Origin of the sequence: Roseivirga sp. UBA838 (genome assembly GCF_002296035.1) — a bacterium.
Classification (GTDB): domain Bacteria; phylum Bacteroidota; class Bacteroidia; order Cytophagales; family Cyclobacteriaceae; genus Roseivirga; species Roseivirga thermotolerans.
In genome coordinates this window covers 1-12,814 of record NZ_DBHC01000045.1, presented here as the reverse complement: position 1 = coordinate 12,814, position 12,814 = coordinate 1, and the positions used below count along the sequence as shown (strand labels likewise).

The 12,814-nt window shown below is 44.6% G+C and carries 11 protein-coding genes; 1 reads left to right on the top strand and 10 read right to left on the bottom strand.

Annotated elements, in window-relative coordinates; translation table 11 throughout:
• Window positions 1-179: 179 nt before the first annotated feature.
• The 10 genes from hemN to B3O12_RS16760 all read right to left on the bottom strand — a co-directional run bounded on the left by hemN (window position 180) and on the right by B3O12_RS16760 (window position 11,065).
• A complete protein-coding gene (gene hemN / locus B3O12_RS16805) occupies window positions 180-1,523 on the bottom strand; it encodes an oxygen-independent coproporphyrinogen III oxidase (protein WP_286757150.1) in 1,344 nt (447 codons plus the stop codon).
• Window positions 1,516-1,677 carry a cbb3-type cytochrome oxidase assembly protein CcoS gene (gene ccoS / locus B3O12_RS16800; RefSeq protein ID WP_189629441.1) on the bottom strand — a complete coding sequence of 54 codons (162 nt, stop codon included), beginning with the start codon at window positions 1,675-1,677 and terminating at the stop codon, window positions 1,516-1,518. The genes hemN and ccoS overlap by 8 nt, the downstream gene beginning before the upstream one ends.
• Window position 1,678: 1 nt before the next feature.
• Entirely contained in the window at window positions 1,679-4,075 is a 2,397-nt protein-coding gene (locus B3O12_RS16795) for a heavy metal translocating P-type ATPase (RefSeq protein WP_286757148.1), read from the bottom strand.
• A 3-nt stretch (window positions 4,076-4,078) separates the two neighbouring features.
• Window positions 4,079-4,861, bottom strand: a complete 783-nt coding sequence (locus B3O12_RS16790; protein ID WP_189629439.1) for a hypothetical protein — start codon at window positions 4,859-4,861, stop codon at window positions 4,079-4,081.
• Window positions 4,862-5,070: 209 nt separating this feature from the next.
• Window positions 5,071-5,793 (bottom strand): Crp/Fnr family transcriptional regulator, encoded by a 723-nt coding sequence (locus tag B3O12_RS16785; protein WP_189629438.1) that lies wholly within the window; start codon window positions 5,791-5,793, stop codon window positions 5,071-5,073.
• 67 nt (window positions 5,794-5,860) lie between these two features.
• Window positions 5,861-6,751 carry a 1,4-dihydroxy-2-naphthoate polyprenyltransferase gene (locus B3O12_RS16780; RefSeq protein ID WP_286747439.1) on the bottom strand — a complete coding sequence of 297 codons (891 nt, stop codon included), beginning with the start codon at window positions 6,749-6,751 and terminating at the stop codon, window positions 5,861-5,863.
• A 2-nt stretch (window positions 6,752-6,753) separates the two neighbouring features.
• A complete protein-coding gene (locus B3O12_RS16775; RefSeq protein ID WP_308440963.1) occupies window positions 6,754-7,206 on the bottom strand; it encodes a glutathione peroxidase in 453 nt (150 codons plus the stop codon).
• Between the two features lie 114 nt (window positions 7,207-7,320).
• Entirely contained in the window at window positions 7,321-9,123 is a 1,803-nt protein-coding gene (argS, locus tag B3O12_RS16770; protein WP_286757147.1) for an arginine--tRNA ligase, read from the bottom strand.
• 3 nt (window positions 9,124-9,126) lie between these two features.
• Entirely contained in the window at window positions 9,127-10,077 is a 951-nt protein-coding gene (gene rocF, locus B3O12_RS16765; protein ID WP_189629434.1) for an arginase, read from the bottom strand.
• Between the two features lie 13 nt (window positions 10,078-10,090).
• Window positions 10,091-11,065: a deoxyhypusine synthase family protein gene (locus tag B3O12_RS16760; RefSeq protein WP_286757146.1), complete on the bottom strand. Its 975-nt coding sequence runs from the start codon at window positions 11,063-11,065 to the stop codon at window positions 10,091-10,093.
• Window positions 11,066-11,238: 173 nt separating this feature from the next.
• Between B3O12_RS16760 and B3O12_RS16755 the strand changes: the two genes are divergently transcribed.
• Window positions 11,239-12,624 (top strand): arginine decarboxylase, encoded by a 1,386-nt coding sequence (locus B3O12_RS16755; RefSeq protein ID WP_189629432.1) that lies wholly within the window; start codon window positions 11,239-11,241, stop codon window positions 12,622-12,624.
• The last annotated feature ends 190 nt before the right edge of the window (window positions 12,625-12,814 follow it).

Below are 12,814 nucleotides of genomic sequence, written 5' to 3'. Positions count from 1 at the left end.
GGAAAATTCCGCAATGACGTCCTAAGGGGGGGACATTTTACTACTTCCTTACATCGAACTCCGATTAAGATAGGTTGTTTGTACCCATGATGCACGGGCCAAATGAACCATCCATTTGCCCGCGTTTACATGGATTTTCCGCATTTAAAAGTTAGAATAAATACACTAGGGGTGTTTGGTCAGACAGACTGGCTAAATACCCTTTCTTTTTTGGTAGTTGAATGATAATGTGGGTCGAAAAGTGCGCACACGTTGCGCAAAAACTGATTGCCGCTTTGGCTAATTTCATAACCCTCCCCTTTACTGACCAGTAAACCATCTGCCATCAGCTCATCCAACAATTTTTTAGACTGTTTCGGAAGGGCATCTTCTTTAAAACTCTTCTGACAAGCTACCTGAAGTATTTTCGATTTAATGTTGAGATCATCGCTCGTCATTAAATGTCCTTTGAACAACGGAAGTTTACCCGCATTCAGTTGGCTAAGGTATCCCTCCACGCTCTTTACATTCTGTGCATAGGCCAAATGTATATCTGAAATAGAAGACACCCCCAACCCCATAAGTAGTTTGCCGGGATTGGTAGTATACCCCATAAAGTTTCTATGTAGCCTACCATTCTTCATGGCTTTTAGCAACTCATCTTCTGGCAAAGCAAAGTGATCCATCCCTACTAACTCATAGCCCAGAGCCAACAATTGCCTGTGTCCGAATTGGTTGAGTTGTTGTTTCTCATAAGCCGATGGTAAATCCTTTTCAGAATAGGCTCGTTGCCCCGGACGCTTCCAGGGCACATGGGCGTAGGAGTAGAAAGCAATTCTATCAGGCATTAGCTCAGCTACCTTTTCTATAGTATGTTCAATACTTTTCCGGGTCTGGAAGGGCAGACCATAGATAAGGTCGAAGTTTACCGAACCATAGCCCAGCTCTCTGGACCAACGGGTTACATCACACACCTGCTCAAAAGACTGCAAGCGATTAATAGCCAACTGTACCTTGGGGTCAAAATCTTGAATTCCGAAACTCACCCTACTAAACCCAAGTTCTCTAAGCACTTTTAAATGGGCATAAGTTGTATTGGCCGGATGCCCTTCAAAACTAAACTCGAAATCGGGATGCAGCACCACTGTTTTCAGTAGTGCCTCCAAAAGTAGCTTTAGATGCTCTGGAGAAAAGAAGGTGGGAGTGCCTCCACCCAAATGAAGCTCTTTAAGAATGGGCCGATCCGGCAGAATATGGAGATACATACTCCACTCCTTAAGAAGTCCCTCTATATAAGGCTTTTCTACAGCATGGTTTACAGTAATGCGGGTATTGCATCCGCAATAAGTGCATAAGCTTTCGCAAAAGGGCAAATGAATGTAGAGCGACAGCCCATCTTCCTTGTAACTAGCAAATGCCTGTAACAGCCGTTCTCTGTAGTCTTCTATTTGAAATACTTCGGTATTCCAATCGGGTACGGTAGGATAACTCGTGTAGCGGGGCACGGGCACATCATACTTTCTCAACAGACTCAAATCATTCATTGCCTTTACTTTTTTTCTTTTCGTCAAACAACATTCTCACGGAGGGCGAATAGGTGTCATCGTACTGCCCGGATTTTACTGCCCAAAAAAATGCCCCGAGAAAGACCGTTGCTACCACTATAGAGGTAATGATGAGAATAAGAATGACCGACATATTATAATCTTTTTTGTTTAGCGTACATTCTGATCATTGAAGTGGTAAAAACTACCACCGAAATACTACTGAGAGGCATTAGAATAGCCGCTACCAGTGGGGTAAGTAAACCCATTACGGCAAAGGTTATTCCTCCCAAATTATAGAAAAGAGAAATGCCCATACTAGCCTTTACCACCCGTTTTCCCACCAAAACAAGCTCAAGAAGTTTACTAAGTTTGGAAAAAGCATCGGCATCCATAATGGCTTCGCATGCAGGATTAAAAGAAGAAACGTCTTCCGTAATGGCCACTCCCACCTCACTTTGCTTTAAGGCTCCTGCATCGTTCAGTCCATCGCCAAACATCATTACAAAGGCTCCTTCTTGCTGAAGCTGCTTTACCTTACGCAGCTTTTCGTCCGGTCTTTGTTCGAAATACATTGAAGCAGATGGTGGAAATACTTTTTCCAATGCCTTCTTCTCCTGATCGTTGTCGCCCGAAAGCACCAAAAGTCTATACTTTGCAGATAAGTCTTCTACTACGGTCCGAAGCCCGGAGCGATAAGTATTTTTAACGTTGAACACTCCCCTATACCGGCCACCAATGCTCAGGTGTACCTCCGAATGTTGTGGTAAATTGCGGTGGGCCAGCCCAACAAAATGGGCTGAACCCAACCTTAACTCCACTCCGCTAACTACGGCAACAATCCCCTTACCGGTCTCTTCCTTAAATGACTCAATCTGATAAACAGAAGGTTGAGCCCTCAGAAAATCCTTGACGTAACGACTAAGCGGGTGAGTACTGCTAGAAACTGCCGCGGCCACAAGGGCCTGTTCGGCATCACTTAACTCTTCTCCCTCAAAGGTGATGTGCTTTACTTTCGGGTCAGTAATGGTACCTGTCTTATCAAAGATGATGGTATCTACCTGCTGCAGGTCTTCAATTACATCGGCATTCTTTAAAAACAAATGATGCTTGCCCAACATGCGCAACAAACTACCATGGGTGAAGGGGGTAGAAAGAGCCAAAGCACAAGGGCATGCAATAATAAGCACCGATGTAAGTACCAACCAGGTTTTGGTTGCATCATTGAACTGCCAGAAAACAGCCGCCACAAGGGCTATGGCTACTATGACCAGAGTAAAATACTGACTTACCCGATCTACCAGCTTAACGCGCTGCCCCCGTTGCAGGTAGCCTTCTTCATTCCAAAGCGAGGTTAAATAGCTTTGCGAAACGGGTTTCTGAATAATAAAACGTGCTTGCTTACCAACAATTCGGCCTCCCGCATATATGTATTGGCCCTTGCCTTTTTGTATAGGCTCTGCCTCTCCGGTTACAAAACTGTAGTCTATAAAAGCTTCCTCATCAATAAGTACTGAATCGGCCGGAATGAGCTCACCATTTCTAATGAGCATCTCATCTCCTTTTACTAGATAATTAACCACCACAGGCCGGTAGCCCTCCTCCTCTCTTTTTAACACAGCCAGCGGAAAATAGCTTTTATAATCCCTGTCGAACGAAAGTGCCTGATAGGTTCTGTTTTGAAACCACTTGCCTATGAGCAGGAAAAACACAAGGCCCACCAGCGAGTCGAAATAGCCGGGCCCAGTAGCGGAGGCTACTTCATAAAAGCTTCTGAGAAAAAGCACAGCCAGCCCCAGTGCAATGGGTACGTCAATATTGGCATATCGTTGCCTGAGCGATTTAACAGCAGAAGTAAAATAGTCCCATCCACTATAAAAAATCACAGGTAATGACAGCAGCACATTGAGCCAGCGAAAGAAAACCTGGTAGTCTTTTTCCAGTTCAGAAATTCCCAGGTAATCGGGAAAACTCAAAAGCATTACGTTTCCAAAACAAAAGCCAGCTATGCCCATTTTTATGAGCAATTGTTTGTCGAACTTTTGATAGAGGTTCTGTTGATCCTCTTGTTTTTCCAGATTGAATACCGGGGTATAACCAATGCGATCGAGCAGCTCGGCCAGTTGCCTGAGGCTCAACTCCTGATGGTGGAAATGGACCGTAAGCCGCCTTTCACTAAAATTTACCTTGGCATCGACAACACCAGAACTAAGTCTACTCAGGTGTTCCAACAACCATATACAGCTACTACAATGAATATTGGGTATGGCCAGACTAACCCTGGCATGAGTTTCATCGGCATATTGCAGAAGTCCACGCACAATCTCATCATTATCCAGAAAATCAAATAAGGCGGTCTTATCCTTTTGCTTTATGCCCGGACTGGCCTGCAAAGTGTAATAGTCGCAAAGCTCGTTTTCAGACAGAATTTCAAATACGGTCTTACACCCGGTACAACAGAAGTTTTTACCTTGGGCCGATATTGTTTCTGCTCCGCAATCATCGCCACAATGGTAGCACTTGGTTTGTTGCCTCACTTCTATAGCTTCCATGGGTTAGTCTTTGTAAATAAAAATGGGATGATCAATCAGTACCCGATTAGCTTCCGGCTGGTCAATCAGTACTTTGCCTACCTGTTGGTCTACCAGCAATAAGGGGCTGTTACACTCGCGACTTACATAGTCGAAAAGGCTATTGGCTATGTCGTCATACACATGCTGAGCACCCAGGTTCTGAAAATACATTTGCAGGTAGTTGATAAATACCCGCTCGCTTTCCATCTGAAGAGTACTATCTGGCTCGGTCATTAACAAAGAAAGCGGCAGCTCACGATAGTGAGTCCCGAATAGCTTTATAAAGCTCTTCATCATATGTACCGAACACTGGCCTGCGGCATGTACGGCCACATGACATTGCACATTGACTGATTGCGGCAACAGTAGCACGGGACAACTCACCGATTTAATCAGTGGCCAAAGGCCCGATTCGTTTGCATATTGTGCATACCCTTGTACCTCCACCACTAGCAAATCGGCTACGGTGCTTTGGCTAACAATTCTAAAATCATTGGCCGCACTATGAAAAACCTCTACCTCATGGCCCAATTGAGCTCCGTACTTTTCCACCTTCAGGTCTTCTTCTACCCTGTTCACCAGCCAGTCAATACCTTCAGCCTCCGGTTTACCGCTTGTTACCAATTGCCCCGGTTTGTGGGCAAACTCCAGAGTAAACGCCTTTATATATTTCTTATAAGACTTGTGGAGCATATCCTCCATAACCTCCAAAAGAGGGATTAATCGGTTCGAATGAAGGGTCACTATGAGAATGGTATGCTTCACTAGCCTTAAATTCAATGGGTAATCAAAGGTAAATGGGCTATGAAGCATCGGGATTGACGGCCATCAGATGAAAACATGATTAATGTCATGTTTATGCGTCAAGCCACCGGAAGGTACCGGGAACCACGGAAAATAGCTTTTATAAGTAGAGCAAAGCGATTGGCTGCTGTAAAGGCAACAATGAAGAGGGGACTTAAAGTAGTGGCTCCTTAAGCATAAAAATCGGCCTCATGAATAAGGCGTTGTGCGTCAATCACTTCAATTTTCTTACCCTTGAGAGCAATGAGCCCATCAGACTTAAATTCTGAAAGTAAGCGAATTACTGTTTCTGTGGCAGTACCCACTATGTTCGCCAAATCTTCTCTGGAAAGGGCAATGTCTATCACATCGCTTCCATCTCCTTCCATTCCATAGGTTTCTTTGAGCATAATGATGGTCGCTGCCAGACGTTCTCGAACGGATTTCTGAGCCAACTGAGCCATTTTTTCTTCCATTACTCCCAATTCCTTACACACTGCTTTCATAAGCTTTTGAAAGAATGCGGGGTTGCGGTTTAAGATGGTGAAGAAATCGCTCTTGGGAATAAAACAAATAGCTGCCTGCTCCAATACAGTAGCACTGGCTCCGTAAAATTCCTCGCTCAACAAGGAGCGGTAGCCCAGAAAGTCTCCGGGTTTAGCAATAAACAGAATTTGCTCTTTCCCATTCGAACCCATTTTAAACACCTTCACCTTGCCATGATTAATGCAGAAAATGCCCATAGGCCGTGTTCCTTCATAGAACAGGGTTTGGCCCTTCTTATAGGCCACACAAGACTTGTGAGAAGAGAGTACTTCCAGATCGTCTTCGGGCAATTCAGAAAAATGAGACTCTCCTCTTGATTGACAAAACTGGCATTGAAGGTCTATTTGGGAAGATTTTCTGGTGCTCATATACGCTGTGGAAACACCTAAAATTAACGAGGAGAGGCCGGATTACCAAAACTTAAACCAACTGTCTTTACAGCAGCTGCCCCAAGCCAAACAGTAGCACAAAGAGTAAAGTACTCAAAGCCATCTGTTTCAGATAGGGATCTAGTTGCTCGGATGCTGTTTTGGTACTGACTGCTCTGGCATTCATAAGCAACAGAGGGGCCACCAACACAAACAACAATTGCTGCGGTGCAGCAAAATATGTGGCCACATAAACCAGAGAAAACACCAAGCCAAGCCCTAGCAGTAGCTTATGATAAGTTACTGCTGCTTTGCGCCCCAGGCGTACCGGAACAGACTTTTTACCGGCCTTTCGGTCCGAATCAATATCGCGAATATTGTTGACGTTGAGCACAGCTACAGAAAAGAATCCTACGCTTAGTGCGGGCAGAATATAGTTCCAGTTAATGCGCTGTTCGTACAAAAAGGCACTCCCAAGTACCGCTACAAAGCCAAAGAATATGAGTACGCTAATGTCGCCCAGACCTGCGTAGCCATAGGGCCTTTTACCAGCCGTATAGGTGATAGCCGCCAAAATACACAGGCCTCCAAGACCCATAAAATACCAGAAAAACTCTCCGAAACTTCCAAAAGCCACATAGACCAATGCCACTCCACTGGCCAAAGACAACACAGAAAAAACGATGATAGCCCGTAGCATAGCCCTCTGACTAATCAGGCCACTTTGCACCGCTCTACTGGGCCCCGTTCTTTCGGCTCCATCCGCACCATGTACGGTATCTCCATAGTCGTTAGCCAGATTAGAAAGTATTTGTAGCAGAATGGTGGTGAGCGCACAAAGGCTAAATATTAACGCATTGAAATGCCCAGAGGCGGCTGCTAAAAATGCTCCCATACCTATGGATGCCAGCGCCAAAGGAAGTGTTCTAAGCCTGAATGCCTGGAGCCATTTTTTCATGCCTACAGCTTAGAAGTAATTTGTTCGTCAAGTGGATTTACAGCCGATGGGTAAAAGGCCAGTACTTCACCTTTTTCACTAATCAGGTATTTGCAGAAATTCCAGTTGGGTGCTTTACCACTTTGCTTTTCCAGCCACTCATAGAGTGGGTGCCGGTCTTTACCGGTTACCGAAATCTTCTCAAATAGTTGGAAGCTAACCCCATAGTTGGTCTGGCAAAACTCCACTATGTCTTCGTTGCTGCCCGGTTCCTGTCCGCCAAAATCATTGGCCGGAAAGCCCAGTACCACCAGCTTATTTCCAAATTGCTCATGCAACTGTTGCAGGTCTTCATATTGGGGCGTATAACCACAGCGCGAGGCTACATTGACCACCAGAACCTTCTTGCCCTTATATGCATTCAGGTCAACCTTTTTACCATCTATTCCTTTTAGTTCAAAGTCGTAAAACGTCATATCAGTTGGTTTTAGGAGCAGTAAAACGATCCATATTATACTCAGGTACTTCATAGTGGTAGTCTTTATGATACTGAAGCCTATCCTTTGCAGCTCAGGACCTTCCCTCCTACACTACATTCTTTCAGGCACTTCAATACCCAATAACCCCATGCTTCTTTTTATTGTTTCTGCGGTAAGTGCAGAAAGAGCTACCCTAAACTGCATTAGAGTTTCATCGTCTTCATTGAAAATGGAGAGTTCGGTATAGAAGCGGTTATAGTCTTTGGCCATATCATAGGCATACTGAGCCATTACGGCCGGAGAATATGCATCGGCCGCCTGTTGTAATTTTTCCTTAAACTGCCCTATGGTAAAGATCAGGTCTTTCTCTGTTTGGTGAATTTCTTTGACCCCATCGTAGTCTATATTCTGCATGGACACCCCCAGTTGAGAGGCCTTACGCAGAATGGCACTAATTCGTGCATAGGTGTATTGGATGAAGGGTCCGGTATTGCCCTGAAACTCAATGGACTCTTCCGGGTTAAAGAGCATGCGCTTGCGCGGGTCTACCTTCATTAGATAGTATTTTACGGCACCAAGCCCTAGTTTCTCATACAGCTCGGCCGCTTGCTCTTCTGTAAAGCCATCTATTTTACCGAGTTCTTCTGTACGAGCCTTTGCCGTATCTACCATTTCCTGAATCAGGTCATCGGCATCTACAACGGTGCCTTCTCTCGACTTCATTTTGCCGGTTGGTAAGTCTACCATACCGTAAGACAAATGGTAACAGGCATCGGCCCATTCATAACCAAGTTTTTTGAGAATAAGGAAGAGTACTTTGAAGTGATATTCTTGCTCATTACCCACTGTGTATATGAGCTGGCTTAGTCCCGGAAAATCGTCAAATCGCATTAATGCGGTACCAATATCCTGGGTCATGTATACGGAAGTACCGTCTTTTCTAAGCAACAGTTTTTCATCAAGCCCTTCATCAGTAAGGTCTACCCATACTGAGCCGTCTTCTTTTTTAAAGAAGACTCCCTTCTCCAGCCCTTCCATCACTCTGTCGCGGCCAATAAGGTAGGTATCGCTCTCGTAGTAGAGTTTGTCAAAATCTACTCCCATTCGCTCATAAGTGGCATTGAACCCGCTATACACCCATCCGTTCATGGTTTCCCACAGGGCATAGACCTCCGGGTCTTTCTCTTCCCACTTACGTAGCATTTCCTGAGCCTCGAGCAATATAGGGGCTTCCTTCTCTGCCTGCTCCTTGTCCATTCCACCGGCTACCAACTCAGCCACTTCAGCTTTATAGGCTTTATCGAACTCCACGTAGTATTTGCCCACTAAGTGATCACCTTTTATACCTGAGGATTCAGGGGTCTCGCCATTGCCAAACTTTTGCCAGGCGAGCATAGACTTACAGATGTGGATTCCACGATCGTTGATAATCTGTACTTTAGCCACCTTATTTCCGGCTGCTTCCAGTATACGCGCCACCGAGTTACCCAAAAAGTTATTGCGCAAATGCCCTAAGTGTAAAGGCTTGTTGGTATTAGGCGAAGAGTACTCTACAACCACAGTTTTACCTGTTGGAGCCATGTGGAAGACAGGCGAATCTGTAGGGCTTTGGCCATTGAACATGGCTGCAAATTGCTGTACCTGAGAGCTCTCAGAAACAGATATATTCAGAAACCCTTTAACGGTATTGTAGGCAGAAACTGCCTTGCAATGCTTTACCAGGTATTCTCCAATTTCATTTCCAGTTTCTTCCGGTCCTTTTCGAGACACTCTGCTCAGCGGAAAGGTGATGTAGGTGTAGGTACCTTCAAACTCTTTACGGGTCGGCTGAAGAGCTATATCTTCAGTCGCCAGTTGGTGTGAATACAGTGTTTCGAGTGCCTCAGCTATACCCTGCTTAATTGCTTGCTCCATTAGTTAGAAATTCTCTATCAGCGAATCGGTTGTGGCCTCTAAAATCTCGAATGCTATTTCGGCCATTTTGTTTTCAGTGTCCAAAGTTGGGTTCACCTCTACAATTTCCCAACAACAAACCCTTTTATCTTTAATCAACTCCTGATTTAGCTCAAAAGCCTGCTCTTTGGTGAGCCCATTGGGCACGGGGGTTCCTGTGCCGGTAGAAACGGATGTATCCAGACTGTCTACATCGAAAGAAATGTAGATTTGATCACAATCTTTGAGGAGTTGAAGAGCCTCTTTGGCCACGGTAACCACTCCTTTGTCGTTTAGCTCTTCGGTCGTAAAGTTCTTTATGCCAAATTTTTCAATCAGGTGGTCTTCGGCTTTTTCCGTATCTCGTACGCCTATATATACAATATCAGAAGGGCTTATTTTGGGCCCGTTGGCTCCTATTTGCTTTATCCGCTCCCAAATAGCTTCAGTCTCTTCTTCCACATCATTGCTCTCGCACTCCTCATTGTCGGTAGCAGTAACCATTGCCAGGGGCATGCCATGCATATTGCCCGATGGTGTGGTATATGGCGAATGAAAATCGGCATGGGCGTCTATCCAAATAACTCCAAGTCTCTTTTCGGGGTGTGCTTTTTTAATGCCACAAATAGTGCCTGCTGCCGTAGAGTGATCTCCGGCCAACACAATAGGAAATAGCCCCTCAGTTCTTAGGTCGGCAATGTTCTGGCATACCCGGTTTACCATGGTATATACTCCTTCGGCATACTTGGCAAAAGCATACTGTGGTTCGCGAAAAAGCAAACGGTTTTCATCTTGTATGCTCACCGGTTCAAAGCGCATAAAAAAATCGGAGTGCCGCTTGATACTCGCGATTTTCATGGCATCAATGCCCATGCTCGCTCCGCGAGTGCCTGCGGCAATTTCGGAACGAACTTCGACTAGCCTTATCTTTCTCATGGTTTTATGAAAGTTACCAACCCAATATGTAGGCAAACATAAGTGGAGCCACAATGGTGGCATCTGACTCTACCACAAACTTGGGGGTATCGATATCGAGCTTACCCCAGGTGATTTTTTCGTTAGGCACGGCACCGGAGTAAGAACCATAACTGGTGGTTGAATCTGAAATTTGGCAGAAATAGCTCCAGAAAGGTATATCGTGCATCTCCAAATCTTGATACATCATTGGCACAACACATATGGGGAAGTCACCGGCAATTCCTCCACCAATCTGGAAAAAGCCTACTCCTTTACCTTCTGAGTTGTTTTTATACCAGTCGGCCAACCACACCATATATTCGATACCTGATTTTATGGTAGAAGCCTTTAGTTCTCCTTTTATACAGTAAGAAGCAAAGATGTTCCCCATGGTAGAGTCCTCCCAACCGGGCACAACAATGGGTAGGTTTTTTTCGGCTGCAGCCAGCATCCAACTGTTTTTTGGGTCTATCTCATAGTATTGCTCCAAATCGCCCGACAACAACATTTTATACATGTATTCATGTGGGAAGTAGCGCTCTCCGGCATCTTCAGCTTTCTTCCACTGGTAGTGAATATGCTTCTGAAGCCTTCTGAAGGCCTCTTCTTCCGGTATGCAGGTATCGGTTACCCGGTTCAGGCCTTGTTCTAAAAGATCCCATTCTTCCTGAGGGGTCAAGTCTCTGTAATTGGGCACTCTTTTGTAGTGCGAGTGAGCCACCAGGTTCATAATATCTTCTTCCAGGTTGGCCCCTGTGCAGGATATAATATCTATTTTGTCTTGCCTGATCATTTCAGCCAGACTTAGCCCTAGTTCAGCGGTACTCATGGCTCCTGCCAGTGTAACCATCATTTTGCCTCCTTCGGCCAAGTGCAGTTGATAGCCTTTGGCGGCATCTACCAGAGCTGCGGCATTGAAGTGGCGGTAGTGTTTTTCTATAAATGCTGAAATGGGTGAATTGGACATAATGCTATAGTATTCAGTTTTATGCAAAAATGCTAATTTCTGTGCATTTCGGTTAACTTTGACCTTGTATTTTAACGCCTGAGAAAATCTTAGTGCTTTTTTAATTTCGCACATCTTTGCATCTCGTAATTTGTTGCAATATTTGTGCTTCGTCTTTACACAGAGTTTTATCAATGAAGAGTTACTACGATCTAATTGACCAGACCTTTGATTTTCCTACCAAAGAATTTAAAGTAAACGGCAAGTATCTGGAGTTTCATGACATACCTCTCAAAGAGATTATTAGAGAACATGGCACTCCTCTGAGAATTACCTATCTGCCTAAAATTTCTCAGAACATTCAACTGGCCAAAAAGTGGTTCGAAAAAGCTATAAAGAAAAATAAGTATCAGGGTACCTATACGTACTGCTACTGTACCAAATCTTCGCACTTTAGCTTTGTGTTGGACGAAACCATTAAGAATGGTTGCCAAATTGAAACTTCCTCAGCCTTTGATATTCCCATTGTCAGGAGCCTTCACAAGAAGGGAAAAATCGATAAGGATATATTGGTGATTTGCAATGGTTTCAAGCGTCCGTTGTACACCCAATATATTAGCGAACTCATTAACGATGGCTTTAAAAACTGTGTACCTATTCTGGACAACCTTAATGAACTAGATTTTTACAAGGAGAACATTAAGGGCGACTTTAAAGTGGGGATTCGGGTGGCAGCCGATGAGGAACCTAACTTTGAGTTTTACACCTCCCGTTTGGGAATTCGCTACAGCGATATTAAAGACTTGTACAGAGAACAAATAGAAGGCTCGCAGGCCACACTAAAAATGCTCCATTTCTTTATTAATACGGGCATTAAAGATACGGCCTACTACTGGAGTGAGCTAAGCCGGTTTATGTACAAATACTGCGAATTAAAGAAGATTTGCCCTACACTGGATACGGTAGATATTGGTGGCGGATTCCCCATAAAAACCTCTCTGGCCTTTGAGTATGACTACGAATATATGGTCGAGCAGATTGTAGAGAATATTCAGTGGATCTGCAACAAAAGTAATGTGCCAGTGCCAAATATAGTCACTGAATTCGGAAGCTTTACGGTGGGCGAAAGTGGTGCTCATATCTATTCCGTACTCGATCAAAAATTACAAAACGATAAGGAGCTTTGGTACATGATTGACGGCTCATTTATCACTCATTTGCCCGATGCCTGGGGCCTCAATCAAAAGTATATTTTACTGGCGATCAACAAATGGGATCACCCCTTCCACAAAGTGAATATGGGCGGCCTGACCTGCGACAGTATGGACTACTACAATTCAGAAGCCCATACCTCTGAGGTATTTATGCCTCTTATTGAAGAAGATGAAAACCTATACGTTGGCTTTTTCCACACGGGAGCGTATCAAGAGTCGCTGGGCGGCTATGGAGGCATTCAGCATTGCCTCATTCCTGCGCCCAAGCACGTGTTGGTAGACCATGATGAAAACGGCAATATTGTTACTCGTGTGTTTGCTGAAGAGCAAAAAGAGGAGTCGATGCTTAAAACCTTGGGATACTAATTTTTTAGGGTTACTTACTTAAGTCGCAGGGCGTATGTTTCGACATTTCGCCACCACTTGTGTCTTCACAAATGGCTCCTATAAAGCACTATGAAGACACCGCTTGTTGCCCAGGTGGTCTATTTATTTCTATGCGACCTTAATAACCTGAGTTCGATGTAAGAAAAGAACGTCATGCCGGAAAAACAGG